This is a genomic window from Amycolatopsis sp. cmx-11-32 (assembly GCF_047608695.1).
Lineage (GTDB): Bacteria > Actinomycetota > Actinomycetes > Mycobacteriales > Pseudonocardiaceae > Amycolatopsis.
Map to the genome: position 1 here is coordinate 165,125 of NZ_JADNQN010000012.1, position 19,604 is coordinate 184,728.

14 protein-coding genes and 2 tRNA genes are annotated in these 19,604 nt (G+C 66.8%); 2 read left to right on the top strand and 14 right to left on the bottom strand.

Annotated elements, in window-relative coordinates:
- Positions 1-48: 48 nt before the first annotated feature.
- A complete protein-coding gene (locus ACM6LR_RS30345; RefSeq protein ID WP_414941384.1) occupies positions 49-2,358 on the bottom strand; it encodes an ATP-binding protein in 2,310 nt (769 codons plus the stop codon).
- Positions 2,359-2,559: 201 nt separating this feature from the next.
- Between ACM6LR_RS30345 and ACM6LR_RS30350 the strand changes: the two genes are divergently transcribed.
- On the top strand, positions 2,560-3,402 hold the full coding sequence (locus ACM6LR_RS30350) for an acetylxylan esterase (RefSeq protein ID WP_414945030.1): 843 nt from the start codon (positions 2,560-2,562) through the stop codon (positions 3,400-3,402).
- A gap of 278 nt (positions 3,403-3,680) precedes the next feature.
- Here ACM6LR_RS30350 and ACM6LR_RS30355 read toward each other — a convergent pair whose 3' ends face one another.
- The 9 genes from ACM6LR_RS30355 to ACM6LR_RS30395 all read right to left on the bottom strand — a co-directional run bounded on the left by ACM6LR_RS30355 (position 3,681) and on the right by ACM6LR_RS30395 (position 10,041).
- Positions 3,681-3,869: a hypothetical protein gene (locus ACM6LR_RS30355; protein WP_414941386.1), complete on the bottom strand. Its 189-nt coding sequence runs from the start codon at positions 3,867-3,869 to the stop codon at positions 3,681-3,683.
- A gap of 335 nt (positions 3,870-4,204) precedes the next feature.
- Positions 4,205-5,095 carry an SAM-dependent methyltransferase gene (locus tag ACM6LR_RS30360; protein WP_414945031.1) on the bottom strand — a complete coding sequence of 297 codons (891 nt, stop codon included), beginning with the start codon at positions 5,093-5,095 and terminating at the stop codon, positions 4,205-4,207.
- Positions 5,062-5,694 carry a cysteine hydrolase family protein gene (locus tag ACM6LR_RS30365; protein WP_414941388.1) on the bottom strand — a complete coding sequence of 211 codons (633 nt, stop codon included), beginning with the start codon at positions 5,692-5,694 and terminating at the stop codon, positions 5,062-5,064. The genes ACM6LR_RS30360 and ACM6LR_RS30365 overlap by 34 nt, the downstream gene beginning before the upstream one ends.
- Positions 5,691-6,773 (bottom strand): isocitrate/isopropylmalate family dehydrogenase, encoded by a 1,083-nt coding sequence (locus ACM6LR_RS30370; protein ID WP_414941389.1) that lies wholly within the window; start codon positions 6,771-6,773, stop codon positions 5,691-5,693. The genes ACM6LR_RS30365 and ACM6LR_RS30370 overlap by 4 nt, the downstream gene beginning before the upstream one ends.
- Positions 6,774-6,803: 30 nt before the next feature.
- Positions 6,804-7,340 (bottom strand): EF-hand domain-containing protein, encoded by a 537-nt coding sequence (locus ACM6LR_RS30375; protein ID WP_414945032.1) that lies wholly within the window; start codon positions 7,338-7,340, stop codon positions 6,804-6,806.
- A 312-nt stretch (positions 7,341-7,652) separates the two neighbouring features.
- Complete coding sequence (locus tag ACM6LR_RS30380) at positions 7,653-8,327, bottom strand: hypothetical protein (RefSeq protein ID WP_414945033.1); 675 nt, start codon at positions 8,325-8,327, stop codon at positions 7,653-7,655.
- Positions 8,328-8,978: 651 nt separating this feature from the next.
- Positions 8,979-9,051, bottom strand: a tRNA-Glu gene (locus tag ACM6LR_RS30385).
- A 132-nt stretch (positions 9,052-9,183) separates the two neighbouring features.
- Positions 9,184-9,255 (bottom strand) — tRNA-Gln (locus ACM6LR_RS30390).
- A 51-nt stretch (positions 9,256-9,306) separates the two neighbouring features.
- Positions 9,307-10,041 (bottom strand): HAD family hydrolase, encoded by a 735-nt coding sequence (locus tag ACM6LR_RS30395; protein ID WP_414941514.1) that lies wholly within the window; start codon positions 10,039-10,041, stop codon positions 9,307-9,309.
- A gap of 549 nt (positions 10,042-10,590) precedes the next feature.
- Between ACM6LR_RS30395 and ACM6LR_RS30400 the strand changes: the two genes are divergently transcribed.
- Positions 10,591-11,829 carry an FAD-dependent oxidoreductase gene (locus ACM6LR_RS30400; RefSeq protein WP_414945034.1) on the top strand — a complete coding sequence of 413 codons (1,239 nt, stop codon included), beginning with the start codon at positions 10,591-10,593 and terminating at the stop codon, positions 11,827-11,829.
- A 67-nt stretch (positions 11,830-11,896) separates the two neighbouring features.
- On the opposite strand, the gene ACM6LR_RS30405 is transcribed toward ACM6LR_RS30400, so the two are convergent.
- From ACM6LR_RS30405 to ACM6LR_RS30420, 4 genes are all read right to left on the bottom strand, one after another.
- The gene (locus ACM6LR_RS30405; protein WP_414941393.1) at positions 11,897-12,667 is read right to left on the bottom strand and encodes a fumarylacetoacetate hydrolase family protein; all 771 of its coding nucleotides are present in this window, start codon (positions 12,665-12,667) and stop codon (positions 11,897-11,899) included.
- 19 nt (positions 12,668-12,686) lie between these two features.
- Positions 12,687-14,312, bottom strand: coding sequence for a citramalate synthase (gene cimA, locus ACM6LR_RS30410; RefSeq protein ID WP_414945035.1), 1,626 nt, complete (start codon positions 14,310-14,312; stop codon positions 12,687-12,689).
- A 599-nt stretch (positions 14,313-14,911) separates the two neighbouring features.
- Positions 14,912-15,955, bottom strand: coding sequence for a 3-isopropylmalate dehydrogenase (locus tag ACM6LR_RS30415; protein WP_414941395.1), 1,044 nt, complete (start codon positions 15,953-15,955; stop codon positions 14,912-14,914).
- Between the two features lie 236 nt (positions 15,956-16,191).
- Positions 16,192-19,596, bottom strand: a complete 3,405-nt coding sequence (locus tag ACM6LR_RS30420; protein WP_414941396.1) for a S8 family serine peptidase — start codon at positions 19,594-19,596, stop codon at positions 16,192-16,194.
- Positions 19,597-19,604: the final 8 nt, after the last annotated feature.

Consider the following 19,604-nt stretch of genomic DNA (forward strand, 5'->3'; position numbering starts at 1 on the left):
TCTGGCCTCGCCTGCGTCAAGCCGCTGTGCCCCTGAACCTCCTCAGGGTCACAGCGGCTCGGCCTTGAAGACGGTGGTCCCCTTCTGTTCGACCCAGACGGCGAGCTGGGTCCGGTTGACGAAGTCGAGCTTGTGCGAGATGTGCTGCAGATGTGTCTCCACGGTGCGCCGTGCGATGACCAGCCGCGACGCGATCTCCCGGTTACTCAGTCCCGCCGCGACCAACCGCGCGATCTCCGACTCGCGCGGCGTCAGTGGCGAAAGTACGGCCGGCGCGCCGGTGGTCAGGTCTTCATCGCGCGCTCGCTGGCCGGTCAGCGCGTCGTGCGGGTCCCGCTGCCGCCCCTCGGCGAACGCGGCGTCGAACTCAACGGTGCCCAGCGCTTTCCGGGTGGCCCGCTGAAATCCCGAATGGGCCACGGAGACTGCCACATCGGGCTCGGCGCCACAACGATCCCAGAGCGTGGCGGCGGTTCCGAACAGTTCCGCCGCGCGGGTCCACTCCTCGCGCCGTGCGGCCACCCAAGCCAGACCGTCCACTCGGTACGCCGCGGAGAGCACGTCGGACCCGCGCAAGTCGATCTCGAGCGCGGCGCGGACACATCGTTCGCCGTGGTCGAGATCGCCGCCGAAGCAGACCTCGGCGACGCCCAGCCCGAACAGCGCCATGGAGCGATACCGATATTCCCCCGCCGCCTCGCACACCCGGCGCATCGAATCCAGCAGTATCCGTGCTCCCGGCAGGTCCCCCCGGTAAGCCATCGCGACGCCCTGGATGAACATCGGATGCATCTGACGCCGCACATCGCCACGCTCGCCGAAGAGCCGCACGGCCTCCGCCGCGTGAGTCATCGAGTTCGGCTCGGTCGACAACATGATCACGAATGCCCGCGCATGGGCGATGTACGGCCGGGCGTCATCGTCCTCGATCGCCTCGGCGGCGATCAAGCGCTGCCGAGCACGGAGCAGGTCCGCGTGCAACGCGGCGCAAAGGGCCGCTATCGCGAGGCCCCTCGCCCGGCCCGGGGCGTCCGGTTCGACCGCGGCCAGTGCGCGATCGATCCAGTCGCTCAGCTCCCAGGCGGCACCGCGGGCCACCCAGTATTCGATCGTCTCCGTGGACATCGCCAACGCCACCGAGCCTTCGCCGGGAGTGCGCAGCGACCACGACAGCGCTTCACGGATATCGGCGTGCGCGGCAGTCAAGCACTCGAACGCCTCGTCCTGCCCCGGCCCGAACCAGGTGCCTGCCGCCTGCCGGATCAGCCGAGCGTAGTGATCACGGTGTTTCTTCGTCACGGCGGGCGCATCACCGGAATCGATGAGCAGCCCGCCGCCGAATTCACGAAGGAGCCGGAGCATTCGATAGCGCACCCTGTCCGTGCCGTCGACGCGGACCAGCACAGACTTGTCGACCAAGCCGTCCACGGTGTCCAGCACGGTCGCGGGGTCCAGTCCCCCGTCCTCTGGCTGGCCGCAGACGTCCTCGACCGCGGCCATATCGAACTGTCCCGCGAACACCGAACACCGCGCCCAGACAGCTCGCTCGGTCGCCGTGCACAGGGAAAGGCTCCACTCGATGGTGGTGCGCACCGTCCGATGCCGCTCGACGGGCATCCGGAGACCTGTGGCCAGCACACCGGAACTCTTCTCGACCCGGTCCGCGATCTGTGACGGCGACAAAGCACGGATACGGGCCGCGGCGAGTTCGATCGCCAGCGGCAAGCCGTCCAGTTGACGGCAGAGCCGCACGACAGGCACGACGTTGCCGTCCGTGACCCGGAACGAGGGCAAGACGCCGGCAGCGCGCTCCGCGAACAGCCGCACCGAGGGAAAGGCGAGCGCACCCTGAGGTGTCGTGGTCTCCTCGGGCGGCACGGCCAACGGCGCGATCGTCAGCACGTGCTCCCCGGCAAGCCCCAGCGAACAGCGGCTGGTGGCCAGGATCACGAGGTTCCGGCAGTCGTGGAGAAGCGCGTTGATCAGCTCCGCGCAACCGGCGAGAAGATGCTCGCAGTTGTCCAGTAACAGCAACGACCGCCGAGGGCTCAGATACGCCACCACGGTGTCCAGATCCGTGCGCCCCGCCGTGTCGTGCAGAGTCAAGCTGTCGGCGACCGTGCGCGCGACGAGACGTTCGTCCCGCAACTCTCCCAGCCCGACGACCACCACCCCGCCGGGGAAATCCCGGGTGAGTGAACTGGTCACCTTGGCGGCCAACCGTGTCTTGCCCACCCCGCCGGGACCGGTCAAGGTGACCAGGCGCTCCGAGCCAAGCAGCCGCCGTACCTCGTTCTCGTCCGCCAAGCGGGCGATGTAGCTCGTCAGCGCTCGCCATGGGACCTCGTTGTCCGTCATCTGTCTCACCGCCCATAAGTGCCGTCGGCCGAACACCTGTGATCAGACATCGAAGCATGCTCGTGAATTCGGCGCCCTCCTCGGGGACGGCACCTGGGTCTACGTAGTTTCGACGATGCGCGTCGCGGCACTTGACCGGCACAGTGTCGCCGACGTGGCTTCAGCGCCACACCCGTGTCCGACGACTCCAGGAACCCCCACATGCGAAAACACATCATGTCGGTGCTCAGCGTGGCTCTGGCATTCGTTCTGGCTGCCCCGGCCGCTCCGGCGCAGGCGGCACCCACCCCCGTCACCGATTCCTACTGGGCGCCGGGCCCGCACACCACGATCAAGTTGCGTGGCGGGCCCGATCACACCTTCTACTATCCGAGCGATCTCACCGCCGGCTCCCGCCATCCGGTCATTCTCTGGGGCAATGGCACCGGCGCGACACCCGACGCCTACGACTTCCTGCTCCAGCACCTGGCCTCCTGGGGATTCGTGGTCGCCGCGGCGAACACCAAAAACGCCGGATCGGGTTCGGAAATGCTGGCGGGGGCACGATTCCTCATCGAGGAGAGTAAACGACCCGAAAGCAGGTTCTACCAGGCCATCGACGAAAACGAGGTGGGCGCGACCGGACATTCACAAGGGGGTGGCGGCGCGATCGTGGCGGGCGCCGACCCGATGGTGACCGTCACCGCGCCGATCCAGCCCGGCCCGCAAGGCGACGTCCGCACGCTGAGGGGACCGAGTCTGCTGGTCGCCGGACAGACGGACACCATCGTCCCGTCCGTCTACGTCCGAGCCAGGTACTACCAAGCCGCCCAGATTCCCGCCGTCTTCGCAGAGCTACGGAACTCCGACCACTTCTTCTCCAACGGCGGAGCAAAACGCCTCGTCGGGGCGATGACCGCGTGGTTTCGATACTGGCTCGCCGACGACCAGCAAGCCGCGCCCCTCTTCTTCGGGCCGAGAGCTTCTTGTGGTCTCTGCCGCCAGAAAGACTCCTGGTCGACGGTCGAACGCAACACCAAGGCCCGGCAAATACAGTCTGAATAACCTTCGCGCGCGAACCGGCGCCACCTCGCGGGCCACGGAATAGAGGATCTCCTCAAGGTACGCGAATGAAAAGTTCTTTACGGTCTTGTAAAAGTCCAACCGGTCGAGTTGGTTATGCGGGGACAACGGAAAATGACGAGGTCGTCGTCGAGCGGTCCAAACCACCGTCAAATGCTCGACTCCCTGGCCGAGCGATACGCATCCGCCTTGAGTGGACCGTTCCGGCGACATTTGACGGCAAGACTGTCGCCACCATACTCGCCGATACTGACGTCAGCTCACAATTGTGACGACAGCCAAACCGCCATCCATACCAGGCATCCGAGCGCCCCACCGACTCCGAACGCGAGCAGCATCCGCCGGGCGGCGGCGATCTCTCCGGGCCGTCCGACCGTCTCGGTCATCCCGGCTCGTACTGTCGTCATCTCCGTCATGCCGATGAACTTCCCGGACAATCCCCAGTTCACACCCGAACTTCTGCCGCTCAACCGAATGGGTGCTACATCCGTCCCTTCCGCGAACGTCGCGGAAGGTGCGGTGTGCAGTCCGGGCAATGCCTGGAATTACTCTCGTAACCAGCATTCGAAGCCGCCCCAACGAGGGAGAAACATGGGGCTTCGGACCTGCGAAAACAGCGGAAACGCCTGGTCAGGTCTGGTTGATCTTCCTTGACACTGAGGAGGCGATGGCCTTCGAAGCGGTCTCAAGCCGTCCCCCAGCATCGTCCGCTCAGTCAACGCGAGCGCGACCGACCCGATCCACCGGTCTCGAAAGCTTGCAGGTGACAGTCGGCAAAGGCGGGTCAAGGTTTGCTCGCGAAGACCCACCTGTTGCTCGCCAGGGCGTCGTCCGGCTCGGGCCGGGGGCCGCACCCGAACTCGCGGGTGAAGTCGAAGGGTGTCTTGACCTCGGTGATCCACCCTCGGCTCTCGAGGTCTCCGATGGAGTCGGGGCGTGGTTCCCGGTCGAACAGGGTGAGCAGGTCAACCCCGATCCGCTGTTTCGCCGAGGTGTAGACGGCGTTCGCACGTACTTCGGGGCGCTCCACGCCGAGTTTGACCTCGAACGCCAGCGAACTGCCTTCGGTGCTCAGGCTGTCCACGGTGGAGATGAGGCTCCGCTCGGCGGCACTGGACAGGTAGAGCAGCAGGCCTTCGGCCAGCCAGACACTCGGCAGGGCCGGGTCGAATCCGGCGGCGATCAGGGTGGCCGCCCAGTCGCCGCACAGGTCGCCCGCGATCGGTACGCGTCGTATTTTCGTGGTGGCGCTCAGGTCGTCGAGGACGTCCTGTTTGAACCCCAGCACGGGTTCCCGGTCGATCTCGAACAGCACACAGCCCGCGGGCCAGTCGAGCCGGAAGGCCCGCGAATCCAGACCCGCGCCGAGGAGCACGACCTGACGTCCTCCGGCCCGCGCCGACCGGAGAACGAAGTCGTCCAGGACCCGGGTTCGCAGGCCGAAGTAACGCCCGAGCCTGCCCCACAGAGGATCGGCGTCCCCGGCAGGCACCTGCTCCATGCGCAGCGGCCACGGGTCGCAGGTCCGGGCGGCACGCACGAAATGCTCCGCGTAGCCGTCCTTGGCGAGCGAGTCCGGGCGGTGGGTTTCGATCGCACGGGCGGCCGCGACCATGAGCGCGGTCCGGCCGACACCCAGTTCTATCGCGCCGTCGTCGTGTTTCGCATCGGCCAATGCTCCTGCCTTTCGGGCGATGACCACGCTTCCGGGTCGTCGAGGGTGGCCAGACGAGCGCCGTAGACAGTGCTCATGAAGCGCAGGATCGTGTCGTCGGGCAGATGAAGACTCGTCGTGCAGTCGGTCAGGACGGTCACGTGGAACCCCTGCTGGAACGCCGTCCGCGCGGTGGAGTCCACGCAGACGTCGGTGTAGAGACCCGCGAACACCAGATGTCCGACACCGTTGCGGACGAAATGGTCCTCGAAACCGTTGGTGAGGAAGGCGTCAAAGCGCGCCTTCTTGGTGAAGACACGTTCGCCGGGGCCCGGCGAGACCCGGTGGAATTCCGCACCCCAGGTACCTTCCCGGCATTTGGGTCGTTTGCCGAGCGACAAATCCCGGTGCCGCCAGCTCGGTCCCTGATGTTCGGCGTCGCCGTGGAACCGGACGAAGACGACCTCGGTGCCGCGAGCCCTCGCCACGTCCACCGCCCGCACCGCACCGGCCGTCGCCGCGTCCACTGTGGACAGATCGCCCGCATACCCGGCCGCCACCACCGGTCCGGTGCAGAAGTCGTTCTGCAGATCCATGACGACCAGCGCCGTCCCGGTCATCCCTCCACTGCCGAGACGGCGTCGGCGGGCCGTCCGGGTTGCGTCAGCAGGTCCACCACGGCGTCCGTCACCTCCGTAGTCGAGTGAGACCCGCCGAGGTCCGGCGTCGTGATCTCCCGGCGCCCGGCGGACTCGAGAGCGTTCTCCGTGCTCTTGATCGCGCCCGCGCAGCCGGCGTGCCGTTCCGCGATCGCCGCCGCGGCCCGGATGGTCGCCACGGGATTGACGATGCCAAGGCCCGCCAGATCGTCGGCGGAACCGTGGACGGTCTGGTACTCGACCAGCCCGGCGACGTCGGGATGCAGGTGGATGTTCTCGGTGTAGCGGTTCTCCTGCCGTTCGGAGCCCAGCCGGTCCAGCAGGACCACATGCATGATGTCGGCCCATTCGTTGGCACCGATGATCACCGTGTGTCGCGGCAACCCGTGCTCGATGAGGTTGCGGTTGACCGTGTCCGGCTGGGCCAGGGCGATCTCCACGCCGTGCCGTGCCGCGATCTCCGCAACCCAGTCACCGAGAGCGCCGTCGAGCAGATGGAACTTGTAGGCCATCACCACCTGTTCAACCTGCTCATCGGGCCACTGCCGCCGGGCCTGTTCCAGTGCGGCGGCGACCACTTTCCCGGTGATCTCCTTGCTGAACCTCATGGTGCGGTGAACGACACCGGGACCGTGGCTGTTCTCACCGGTATAGAAACCCTGGGCTTCGTCGCGCACCATCAGCAGCGACGAGTCCGGACCCTCGATGAGGTCGACCTTCACTGCCTGCAGGCGCTCGCGGACCAGGTACAACGACTGGGCGTTGATCGCCGTCCGGAAGACGGCGGTGGTGCCCACGAGTGCCTGAGTGCGGCAGAACCGCTCGTAGTGGTCGGCGTCCTGCCGGGTCAATCCGCCGATATCCGCGAAGCCACTTCCTGCGGCTTTGAGGGAGAAGTACGAGTGATACAGCCTGGGCGAGCGCACAATGCGGATGGTTGTCGAAAACGCCTGCCCGAGGGTGGTCAGGACACGTTCGAAGACGTTCGCGAGTTCCGGTCCGGTACCGCGGCCGACGGCCAGTCCGATGGTGGGGTCCACCGTGCTCCTTTCGCTGCTCGGAGGCCGGGTTCAGGCTGTGGGCGCGCCGCTGACCAGGTGATCGCCGGCGATGCCCGTCTTCGTCGGGCTGTAGTAGTCCTTGATCCCGGTCACCCAGGTCGAGACGGTGATCTGGTCATCGGCGGACGGGCCGAAAGCATCGAAGAGCGCGTCGATGTTGGCCCGTTCGAAACCGATCGCCGTCATAAGCGCGTGGAAGACGTGCCGCTCGATGAATCCGTCCCCGTCGGGGTCTCCCAGCGCCGCGAGCGACTCGGCGAAAACACTGATGGTCGAATCGAACCGTTCCGGTGACAGCACGACTGCGGTGTACTCGTCGAAGCTGACCTCGCCGTCACGGTCGACGTCCAGTTCCTCGGCCAGGGTCCGCCAATACTGCTGGAACGCCGCCCGCATCGCGTCCTTGGCCGCTGCACTGGATTCGGGTGCCGCCTCGACGACATCGATCGCCATGATCTCGAAATCATCGGCTTCGAGATGCCCGTTTCCGTTGCGGTCGAACAGATTGAAGATGAGCGTGACACGTTCGAGGGCATCCGTCTGCATCAAGGAACCATCCTTCACTCGGATCGAAATGGGGAATGGTGAAATACTCGGTCGTGACTATGCCAGCGGCGACGCCAGGGAAAAATACGAAGAACCCGGCCACCACCGTAAAGTGTGGTTTCCCGCCGAAAGCGTCCAGAACGCCCGAAAGCCCGTTGATTCACCCCCGGCCAGTGTGCAGCGCCCACACTGGGCCGGCACCGAAGCAACTCTCGGTCTTCACTCTCACGCCGAGGCTCCTCCCCCGGCAGCACCCGAGTCCTGATCGGGTCCCCGGCCGCGACCCACCGTCACCCGGTTCGAGTCGACGCCCTACTCCGATATGCAGGTCACGCGGTGATACGCATGACCGTCGAATGCCGGAGCACCACCCCGGATCGCATTGCCCATGAAGCATGGATGGAGCGCATCGGCACAGCTGTGGCGCGACGTCACCCGCGGCTGCGCACGCACCGACAGCGCCGGCGCGCCGATGCCACGGTGGCCCGCCTTGTCCTCATTCCGGCGTGACGTCCGTGCAGGACTGGGCTGACGATCTCGAGTACCGCCCAGCTGCGGGTTTGTCCCGTGGTCCTGGCGAGGTGTCCCGGACAGTGAGGTGGACCGGGCCGATACCCACAGTGGGCCAGTGCACAGCCATCGGTAACGCTCCTCGATCTCACATGTCAGGGTCGCCCGAAACGTCCGGCGGATTTGCGCGAAGATCGGGCGTAACCAGCTCAGGGAAATCGCCATCACGCCGGTGATCGCCAAATCCTTGGCCAGTTCCAGGCGTGGGCCGCCAGTCACCACGGCGACGGTGATTCCCATTCCGAAGCGGACAAGGTAAATCTTATTGGTACGCTGGAAAGTCACGATCGAGCCGAGCAGCGACACGGACGTGGCGCCGACCAGCGCTACACCACAGGCCAGCAGTCCGAAGTAGACGATTAAGAGAAAAGCGACGTTTTTCCTATCGCAAGCCAAAATCGCTGCGTCCCCTGCCACAAGGTGTAGCGCGCGTCAGGAGATCACGCTCGATCGGAGTCATCACCACCGAGCCGGTGAAGATCCCGTCGCGATCGTGGTGCGAGAACCCCCAGCACCGAACGCACCTACCCCTTCCGCGGCACGGTCTTTCACAGCTACAGAAGGCGCATGGCTGGTGACACGAAACACAACAGGCTCTTCTACTACCTGCGCTGGCCGGGAGGGAACAACCGCGGCGACGCCGGGCTTCCGTCAGCCATCCGGCTCCGGGAGGACGAATTACTCGAAGCCGACCTGACCGAGGTGGCACGCGGCAGGGCTCGGTTCTGCGGCAGACGCGAAACGACGTTCCTGACGACCCCTTCGCCAGAACTACAACAAGCTCGAGGACGACAAGATCACAGCACTGGCCGCGATCGCCCACCTCGACGCGGAAGACAAGAAGCAGTCGGCGAAGGCCACGTTGGCAGATCTGGCCTTGGGCGCTACTCCGCCGTCTCTTCGAGGTCACCCAGCTCACCGTCAAGGTGCGTGGCGTGGGTGACCATTACCATCGAACTGCCGGTCGACTGCCGGAAACCGCGGAAAGGATCGGCGACACGATGACTTCATCCAAATGCAAGAAGTCCCGACCGAAACGGTCGGGACTTCTTGGGTGGAAGCTGTCTGTACCCCCGATGGGATTCGAACCCACGCTACCGGCGTGAGAGGCCGGCGTCCTAGGCCGCTAGACGACGGGGGCTAGGATCTTCCTCCTGCGAGAGGAGGGTTTTCAGTTGTTCACCTGCGGTGTTGCTGTGGAGAAACTTACCAGACCGGATTCCCCACCTTCTCAGGGGGGTCACTCTGTGTTTCACTCCGGAGAGTTCTCCAGCTGGGGTACCAGGACTCGAACCTAGACTAACTGGACCAGAACCAGTCGTGCTGCCAATTACACCATACCCCAGTGAGGTACCGTTCCGGTCTCGACCGGCTCAGTACCGCACGAGAAAGAATACTAGAGCACGCTGTTCCCCACCGTGAAAGCGGGGGTCTCACTAGCACGCTGAGCCGGGACGCCGAGTTTCGCGAACTCGGAAACGAGCAGCTCAGGCAGCTCTTCGAGGCCGGAGATGGTGTGCACGCCCGCCGGGGCGCGCTCGGCGATGCCGTCCCTGTCGAGCCAGACTGCGCCCAAGCCGGCGTCGCGCGCGCCGATGGCGTCGGTGTCGAGCTTGTCGCCGACGTGGACAGCCTGGGCCGGGTCGCAGCCGAGGCCGAGGCAGACCGAGTGGAACATCGCCGGGTCCGGTTTGGCTACTCCGAGTTCACCGGCGATGGCCACGTGGTCGAAGAACCGGGCGAGCCCGAGGTCGGCGATCTTCTTGCGTTGATGCGTGCCCGAGGCGTTCGTGACGGCCGCGACGAGGACACCGGCGGCTCGCAGCCATTCCAGGCACGGGAGGACATCTTCGAACAATTGCCACGAACGGGTGAGGATTTCACGGCGACGCCTTTCGAAGCCGGCGACCTGGTCTTCGTCGGCCAGAATGCCGATCTCGTCGAGGAAGCATTCAGTACGACGGTGATGCATGGTCGCGTAATCGATTTCACCCGCCACCACCAGCGCGACATGCTCTTCGGTGATCAGATCCCACAGTGGCCAAAGGTCGTTCTGGCCGGTGAGCGCGCGCAGGCTGAGCCGGATCGCCGCCGTGCAGTCGATCAGCGTGTCGTCGATGTCGAGGCACACCAACCGTAATTCCGGGGGCTCCCAAGGGACGCCGTCCCGAACGTCCGGCGTGGTTCGTGACGGGGTCCGGGGCACGAGAGCGAAATTCACCAAGTGAGGCTAGGGCACTCAGCGCGATCGCGACTCTGCCGATGAGGTGATTAAGGCTGCTCTGTTCCGGCGCGGGCACTCTACTCCCAGTTGGTGAGATGTCGTGTTTTAGTTACCGGGCAACGACTAAGCGGGCGCCCGAGTGAATTGTCGATACCCGGCGGCCCGTCCGATTCGCGGCGCGTACACCCTGTGACGACAACGAAATCCTTACGCGGCTTGCGGCGTCGACCGTCCACAAGGGCGCTTCGCGGCCGTTGTCCTTCCAGGACCATCCGGGCTTCTTGAGTCCTGTTTGGACAGTCGGTCGGGCGTCCGCCGAACACACGCGGACCGGTGAGACCTCGACCATGGCCCGAACAGCGTATCTGCCCGGATGGCGCTTGACGCGTCGGTCGAGCAGGTGCATGCTGAGCTTATTCAACGAGTGATGAATAAGGATTCGAAGGGGTGGGACGGATGAACGAACGCACGAACTGCGTGGTCGTCGGCGGTGGCCCCGCGGGCATGGTCGCCGGATTGCTGCTGGCCAGGGCCGGGGTCGAGGTCACGGTGCTGGAGAAGCACAAGGACTTCCTGCGGGACTTCCGCGGCGACACGGTGCACCCGTCGACGCTGACCCTTCTCGACGAACTGGGGCTCGGCGAAAAGTTCCTCAGCTTGCCGCACAGCGAGATCGCCTACGCCGGCTTCCCGACCGAGGACGGCACGATGATGCGACTGGCCGATTTGACCCGGCTGAAGGTGGCGCATCCCTTCATCGCCATGGTCCCGCAGTGGGACTTCCTGGACCTGCTCGCCGACGCCGGCGCGAAGGAGCCCACGTTCACGCTGCGACAGAGCACCGAGATGACCGGGCTGATCCTCGAGCGGGGCCGGGTGACCGGTGTGCGTTACCGCGACACCGAAGGGAAGACCGGCGAACTGCGTGCCGACCTGGTGATCGCGGCCGACGGCCGCTGGTCGCAGGCCAGGCGGGAGGCCGGGCTGGTTCCGAAGGAGTACGACACCCCGTTCGACGCGTGGTGGTTCCGGATCTCGCGGCGTGACGGGGAACTCGAGGGCAGGCTGGCCCCGAAGATGCGAGACCGCCGGTTCGCCGTGCCGCTGCCACGCAAGGGCTACTTCCAGATCGCCTACCTCAGCCCCAAAGGCGACGACCTGCGTGACAAGGGCATCGAAGCGTTCCGGGCCAACGTGGCCGCGGTCCTGCCCGAACTGGCCGACCGCGTGGACGAGCTGAAGACGACCGACGACATCAAATTCCTGGACGTCAAGCTGAACCTGTTGCGGAAATGGCATCTCGACGGGCTGCTGTGCATCGGTGACGCGGCACACGCGATGTCACCGGTCGGCGGAGTCGGTATCAACCTCGCGGTGCAGGACGCGGTCGCGGCCGCCACCCTGCTCGCCGGCCCGTTGCGCCGGGGGCGGCCGTCGGTGGCGGATCTGGCGAAGGTCCGCAAGCGCCGTCTCGCGCCGACGATGCTGGTGCAGGGGCTGCAGCGCATGCTGCACAAGAACGTCCTGCGGCCGGTGATGGAGGGCAGGCGTAATGGTCCGCCCGCGCCGATGGTGAAGCTGTTCAGCCGTTTCCCCGTGCTGTCCTACGTCCCCGCGCGGCTACTGGGCCTCGGCCTCCGGCCCGAGCACGCCCCGACCTTCGCGCGGCGGGCGATGGAGCCAGTGGACGGTTAGCCTCCGGATGCTATGAACGGTCCGTTACTTGCGAATTTTGCAAGTAACGGACCGTTCATAGCACGCTTCAGACGCTCTGCACCGGGTTCGTCAGGGTGCCGATGCCCTCGATGGTGATCGAAACGGACTGACCGTCCTCGATCGGGCCGACGCCCTCGGGAGTACCCGTCAGGATGATGTCGCCGGGCAGCAGGGTCATCACGCCGGACACGAACTCGACCAGCTCGGGGATCTTGTGCACCAGGTCCGACGTCCGGCCGTTCTGCTTCAGGACACCGTCCACCTCGGACTTGAGCGCGAGGTCGGCCGCGTCGATCGAAGTCTCGATCCACGGACCGAGCGGGCAGAAGGTGTCGAATCCCTTCGCGCGGCCCCACTGACCGTCGGCCTTCTGCAGGTCACGCGCGCTGACGTCGTTCGCCACCGTGTAGCCGAGGATCACGCTCGCCGCGCGGGCGGCGGGCACGTTCTTCACCGGCTGGCCGATGACGATGGCCAGTTCGCCCTCGAAGTCGACGCGGCCGATGCCGTCGGGAACGCGAATGGGCGTGTTCGGGCCGATCACCGTGGTCGACGGCTTGATGAACAGCATCGGGTCCTGCGGGACCTCGTTGCCGAACTCGGCCGCGTGCTTGGCGTAGTTCCGGCCGACCGCGATCACCTTCGACGGCAGGATCGGCGCGAGCAGCCGGACATCGGCGAGCGGCCAGCGCTTGCCGGTGAAGTTGGGGTTGCCGAAGGGGTGCTCGGCGATTTCGAGTACCTGGGCGTCGTCGCCGTCCCCTTCGACCGAAGCGAACGCGACACCACCGGGATGAGCAATACGGGCTAGACGCACTCCCCCACTGTACGACTCCTCAGGCCGGGGCCGCGGAGAGGGACTTGTGCACCAGCGCGTCGCACAGCGCGAGCCAGCTCGCTTCGACGATGTTGCCGTGCACGCCGACGGTGGTCCATTCCCGCTCGCCGTCGCTGGTCTCGACGAGCACCCGTGTGACGGCGTCGGTGCCCGGATGGCCGGGCAGGATCCGCACCTTGTAGTCGGCCAGCTCGACACTGTCCAACCAGGACAGATGCGGGCTGAGCGCCTCGCGCAGGGCGGCGTCGAGCGCGTGCACGGGGCCGTTGCCCTCGGCGGTGGCGATCACCCGCTGCCCGGCGACGTGCACCTTCACCGTCGCCTCGGAGACGACCTCGCCGTCGGAGCGGTGGTCCAGTACGACCCGGTACGACTCGAGTTCGAACGGCGGTTCGTCGAGGACGTCGCTCTGCGGGCCGTCGACCTCCCGCCGAAGCAAGAGTTCCAGTGAAGCGTCCGCAGCCTCGAAGGACCAGCCTTCGGCTTCGAGTCGCTTCACCTTGCGTATGGCGCTAGCCAGTGCCTCGGGCTGGCCGGCAAGGTCGACCCCGAGCTCACGTCCCTTGAGCTCCAGGCTGGCCCTGCCGGCCATCTCGGTGACCAGTACCCGCATGCCATTGCCGACAGAAGCTGGATCGATGTGGTTGTACAGCAACGGATCCACCTTGATCGCGCTCGCGTGCAGTCCCGCCTTGTGAGCGAAAGCCGACGCCCCTACGTAAGCCTGGTGGGTGTAGGGGGCGAGGTTGGCGATTTCGGCGAGAGCATGGGAGACCCGGGTGAGCTCGGCGGCGCCTCCGGTCGGGAGCACCTCCATTCCGAGCTTGGTCACCAGATTTCCCGTGACGGCGAACAGATCGGCGTTACCCGCCCGTTCGCCGTAACCATTGGCGGTGCACTGGACGTGCGTCACGCCTGCCTGCACGGCGGCGACGGAGTTCGCCACCGCGCAGGAAGTGTCGTCCTGACAATGGATTCCGAGCCGGAATCCGGTCCTTTCCTTGACCTCGCGGACGGTTTCCGCGAGGCCGAGCGGCAACTGGCCGCCGTTGGTGTCGCACAGCACGGCGACGTCGGCGCCCGCGTTCATCCCCGCGTCGAGCACCTTCAGCGCGGTGTCCGGGGAGAACGCGTAACCGTCGAAGAAGTGTTCCGCGTCAAGGAAGACGCGGCGACCTTCGCCGACGAGGAACGCGACGGTGTCCCGCACCATCGCGCAGGCTTCGTCGACGTCGACCCGCAGCGCGCGTTCGATGTGGCGGAGGTCCGATTTGGCCACCAGCGTGATCACCGGCGCCTGCGAATCGAGCAGGGCCCGCACCTGCTTGTCCTGATCCGCGGTGGTGCCCGCCTTCCGCGTCGCGCCGAACGCGACGAGTGCCGCGTGGCGCAGCTTCAGTTCGCCCGAAGCCGCGCGGGCGAAGAATTCCGTGTCCTTGGGCAGCGCGCCCGGCCATCCGCCTTCGATGAACCCGACCCCGAGGTCGTCGAGCAGCCTCGCCACCGCCAGTTTGTCCGTGACGGAGTAGGAGATCCCCTCGCGCTGCGCGCCATCGCGCAACGTCGTGTCGTACAGATGGAAGGCGTCGCCGAGCGGCGTATCGGCGGGCTCCGTGCGGGTCACGGGGGACTCCTCGTGGTGACAAAGCTGATTCGGGCAACAAAAAAACCTCCCGCATGGGTGCGAGAGGTTGCGCGCCGGGGGCTCTTGTGGAGCTGTTATCCGGCGCGCTCGGCGATAATGATGGTGCAGGAGGTCACGGACGCATCATCGCACACGCTCCGTCGGGCGTCCACAAGCCGGGCGACAGTTCCCATTCGCTGAGACGGCGGCTGAAGGGGACTTTGCCCGCGTCTCACGCGGTGAAGGGGACTTTCCCCGCATGACATGCGGGGAAAGTCCCCTTCAGCCGACCGGCAGAGGCAAGAAGCGTGAGTGGCGATTCGTGTATCGGGCGAAGGTGCCGTGTCGGATCGCAGGTCCGTAAAGGCCTCCTTAAGGGACTCTGGGTCCCTCAAGGAGGCCTTCACGGACTTCGTAGCCGAGCCACTGACGTCACGGGCGTCCCAGTGTCACCCAGGGATCACATCAGCGGGTGGTGAAAGCCTCCTAAACGCACGCGGGCGCGGGGCGACCAGGCACCACAGCGTTCGCCCTCGGACGCGATGAACGGGACTCTTCTTGCGAAATTTGCAAGGAAGGTCCCGTTCATCACACGGTGACTAGTGCGTGACCGGGCGCACGTTCGATGAGACGAGCGCCGCCAGCCGGTCACCGATCGCGTGCGTCGCACCGGGCGACGCCTGGTCGCGGGTCGCCAGGTCGAAGGCCACCGAGGCCTCGATCCGCCGCGCCGCTTCCTTCTGTCCCAAGTGGTCCAGCAGCAGCGAGACCGACAGCACCGCGGCGGTCGGGTCGGCGAGACCCTGGCCCGCGATGTCCGGCGCGCTGCCGTGCACCGGCTCGAACATGCTCGGGTTCCGCCGGGTGATGTCGAGGTTCCCGCTCGCCGCCAGCCCGATGCCACCGGTCACCGCCGCCGCGAGGTCGGTGATGATGTCGCCGAACAGGTTGTCCGTCACCACGACGTCGAACCGCGAGGGATCGGTCACCAGGTGGATGGTCGCGGCGTCCACATGGGAGTAGGCGACCGTCACCTCCGGGTGCTCCAGAGAGACCTCTTCGACGATCCGTGACCACAGCGAACCCGCGTACTCCAGCACGTTCGTCTTGTGCAGGAGCGTCAGGTGCTTGCGAGGCCGCGCCTCGGCACGGTTGAACGCGTCGGTCACCACGCGCCGGACGCCGAACGCCGTGTTGACGCTGACCTCCGTCGCGATCTCGTGTTCGGTGTCCTTGCGCAGCAGGCCACCGTTGCCGGCGTACGGGCCCTCGGTGCCCTCACGCACGACGACCATGTCGATCTCGCCCGAGTCGGCGAGCGGGCCACGCACCCCCGGGTACAACCGGGCGGGCCTCAAGTTCACGTGGTGGTCGAGCTCGAACCGGAGCCGCAGCAGCAAACCACGCTCCAAAATGCCGCTCGGCACCGTCGGGTCGCCCACCGCGCCCAGCAAAATCGCGTCGTGCTGACGGAGTTCGCCGAGCACGGACTCCGGAAGCAGCTCACCGGTGGAGTGCCACCGGGCGGCGCCGAGGTCGTAGTTCGTGATCTCCGCCGTCGGCGCGACCTCACCGAGCACTTTGAGCGCCTCGGCGACCACTTCGGGCCCGATCCCGTCTCCTGGGATCACCGCGAGCCGCATCCACACACCTCCGTAGACCAGGCCACCGACAGTCCGGATGGCCCATCCGCAAGAAAACGCCAGCAGCGGAAGGTTACCGGCCGTAGCCCGGTAGCCGTAGCCGCACCACCCTTATGCCGGAATCTCCCACAGAGCGAGACAGCCGAAAGAGTGAATACAAGAAGGGACGCCCTGGCGGAAAGCATGCCGCCAGGGCGTCCCTCACCTCATTGAACGCGGGTTACCGCACTACCGCGTCAGCCCACACCGATCGGCTGGCGCCCGGTGTGCCGTCCGCCGTTGCCCGGCCGGTCGACGCCGGCGTTGCCGTTACCGGCGTTCACCTGGATCTTCACCACGTTCGCCCGGTTGCCCGAGGCGTTGTGGTGATCGATCGCCAGCAGGCCGAGGACGGTGTCCTGTGCGGCCGTGTTGCGGTTGACCACCAGCGCCGTGCCCGGCTTCGCGACGTAGCCCAGCGCGGAGTCGCCGCCACCCTGGACCGTGTACGCGGGAGCCAAGGCGTCGAATGAAAGCGGCGTGCCGACGTGGTCGATCGTCGACGAGTCCGCACCCGGCGCCGCGTAGAACCCGGAGGTCCCGACCGTGTAGCTGATCTTGTGCGAAGCGGCGTTCGGGTCGATGCCCAGCGCGGCGATGCTCACCGGCAGCACGACGACGTTGGTGTCGTACACGTTCGTGTCGACGTCGCCGAGCTGGCCGTTGACCGGCTGGATGTCCACCTGCGGGAAGCCCGGCTTCAGTGCCACCGTGACGGCCACCAGCACATCGGTGGCGGTCACCTTCGTGACATAGGTCTCGAAGTCCGGCTGCCCGTCGCCCGTGGTGTCGATGTCCACGAACGGCGAGGTGTTGCTGCCCAGGTTGGCCAGGTCGCTCCAGGTGGTGAGACCGAAGGCCAGCAGCGCGTTCTCCGGCTCTCCCTGCGCCTTGGCCAGCGGAGCCGTGGACGCCGCTCCGACGTAGCGCAGGTCGGCACCCTTGGCGGTCTGGTTCAGCGTGCAGTCGGTGGTGACACCGCCGTCGCACTCGGGCAGCTGCGGGGATTCCGCCTGCAGCTCGAGCACGCTGATCAGCGAGCGGTACCGCTGCGGGCCGGTGCCCTGGTCCACGCCCTTGCCGGTCAGGTTCAGCACGGCCTGGGTCTGGCCGTCGCCGAAGTTGACCGTGCCCGGGGTGTTGATGGCCGAGACGGGCTTCGGCGCGGAGTACACCGAGAGTCGCAGCGGAACGGTGGTTCCGCTCTTCGGAGTGAACGCGATCCGGCCGGAGGCGTCCGCCACGAACTGCCGGGCGAGGCCGACCTGCGAGGCCGCCATGGTCGGGTCCATGACCTTGCGCAGCGCCTTGGGGTCGGCGATCTTCAGGGTCACCTTCACCAGCGCGACACCGCGCGGGTTCAGCTTCACGGTCGGCTTGTCCACTGTGTATTCGACACCGGGGAGCGAGTTCACGGCTTCGTAGCCCACCGAGTACTCGACCGGCTTGATGCCCTTGTTGACCACCTTGACCGTCTTGGTCAGGGTGACCGGGCCGCCCGCTTCGACGACGCCGAAGTTGACCGAGACGAAGCCGGGGTTGTCGACGACGTAGGCCAGGACCTGGTTGTCCAGCGCGGCCTTCGCGTCGATCCGGCCACTGCCGACGCGCTGCGGCCCGTACGTGCGGCCCGACGCGTCGTGGATGTCGTGCCCGGCGGTGTTGATGACCGAGGCCTTGACCTCTTCGACCGACCAGTCGGGGTGCGCCTGACGGATCAGGGCGGTGATACCCGAGGTGTGCGGAGCCGCCATCGACGTCCCGGAGATGACCAGGCGACCGGCCCCGCTTCCGCTCAGCGCGGACGAGATCGAGTCACCGGGCGCCGCGACGTCCGGCTTGAGCGCCGGCCCGCGGCCGCCACGCGAGGTGAACGAGCTCGGGGTGTCCACAATGGACTGGTCGGTGGTCGGCACGGACACGCGGCCCTTGCCGGTCATGCGGACCTGCAGCGTGCCGGCGGCCAGCGCCGGGCGGACCGAGGCGGTCGCGCCGCCGGTCAGCTGGAACGTCGGCAGTGCCGCGTTGCCCGCGATCCCGGCCGAGAAGTGCTCCAGTGTGGACGAGAACAGCGCGCCCTTGGCGCCGGCGGCCTGCGCGTTGTTCGAACGGGCGCCGGAACCGCAGGCGCGGGTCGCGTCGTTGTCGTCCCATTCGAGGAACACGATCTTGCCCGCGGCGGCCGCCTTGTCCGCGGCGGAGTACGGGTTGCAGCCCGCCGCGTTGGCGGCGGACAGTTTGACCACCGGCGCCGTGACGTCGAGCGTGTCGTAGGCCGCGTAGTTCTGGCTGAACTGCCCGGTTTTCGCGCCCTTGACACCGTCGGGAGCGACGGCTTCGACGGCGTCGCGAAGGACGGACGCGTCACGGCTGCTGGCGACGGTCAGCGCCTCGGGCGTGTTGCCCGGCGCGCCGCCGACGTCGTTGAGGTCGCCGCCGTTGCCCGCGGAGAACACCGGCACGACGTTGTTCGCGGCGATCTTGCGCACGAACAGCGAGTCCGGGTCGTCCGGGGTGGCGAAGTCGCCGCCCAGCGACAGGTTGACCACGTCGAGGTGGTCGGTGAAGTCGCCGTCGCCGTCCGGGTCGAGCGACCAGTCGAGCGCCTGCGAGGTGACGTTGGTCGAGCCGTCGCAGCCGAAGACCTTGATCGCGTACAGCAGGGCCTTGGGCGCGGTGCCCGGCCCGATCTGCATCGCTTCGATCTTCTTCTTGTTCAGCTTCTTGTAGTCGCCCGTGAAGGTCTTGCCCGCTTCGTCCACACCGAATCCGGCGACCGTGCCCGCGACGTGCGTGCCGTGGTGGCCGCACGAGATCGGGTTGGGGTCCGGCTTCGGGGTGTTGAGTGCCGGGTCGTCGCTACCCGAGTCGTAGGCGTCGCCGACCAGGTCGATACCGCCGACGACCTTGTCGGTCGGGAAGGCGGGGGTGGCCTGGTCGCGGTTGATCGCCTTGTACGCCTCGGCCGTGCCCGGGCCGCCGAAGGTGGCGTGGGTGTAGTCGATGCCGTCGTCGATCACGCCGACGCGGATGCCGTCGCCGTAGCGGCCGGTCTGCTGCCACGACGCGAGCGTGTTGGTCAGCTGGACCGCGCTGGAGTTCGTGCGGGTCTTCGGGACCACCTTCTTGACCGAGACGACGTCCGGCCGCTTCGCCAGCTCGCGGATCTTCGCCGCGTCGGCCGTGACGACCGCGCCGGCGACCGCGTTGGCGGTCTGGGTGACCAGCTGGGTGCCGGCGTCGGCGGCCTTGAGCTGACCGACGACGGAGTTCACCGTCGCGGCGGCGTCGGCCTTGGCGGCCTTCGCGGCCCGCTTCGCCTGGTCCCGGCCCCCGCCCTTGTTCTGCTCGGCGTTGAAGGCGTCGACGGCGGGCTGCTTGGCCAGCTCGACGAAGGCGGTGATCTTGCCCTGGGCGGCCTTGAGTTTCGGCTCGACCTTCCCCTGGAATCCGTTACGGTCGATCTTCGCCGGCGTGATGCCGTCCGCGAGGGGGACATCCTGTGCGGCTGCGGTCGCCCCGGTCACGGACGTCGCGAGCAACGCGGCGAAGACCGCGGCCGATGAGCGGATGGCCCACCGGGGTACGCGGGATCTGTTCATGAGTACGT

Coding starts and splice junctions, on each gene's coding strand:
- ACM6LR_RS30365 (WP_414941388.1), bottom strand. CDS start 5,694: ATGACCGGGACGGCGCTGGTCGTCATGGATCTGCAGAACGACTTCTGC.
- ACM6LR_RS30375 (WP_414945032.1), bottom strand. CDS start 7,340: ATGCAGACGGATGCCCTCGAACGTGTCACGCTCATCTTCAATCTGTTC.
- ACM6LR_RS30400 (WP_414945034.1), top strand. CDS start 10,591: ATGAACGAACGCACGAACTGCGTGGTCGTCGGCGGTGGCCCCGCGGGC.
- ACM6LR_RS30415 (WP_414941395.1), bottom strand. CDS start 15,955: ATGCGGCTCGCGGTGATCCCAGGAGACGGGATCGGGCCCGAAGTGGTC.
- ACM6LR_RS30345 (WP_414941384.1), bottom strand. CDS start 2,358: ATGACGGACAACGAGGTCCCATGGCGAGCGCTGACGAGCTACATCGCC.
- ACM6LR_RS30350 (WP_414945030.1), top strand. CDS start 2,560: ATGCGAAAACACATCATGTCGGTGCTCAGCGTGGCTCTGGCATTCGTT.
- ACM6LR_RS30420 (WP_414941396.1), bottom strand. CDS start 19,596: ATGAACAGATCCCGCGTACCCCGGTGGGCCATCCGCTCATCGGCCGCG.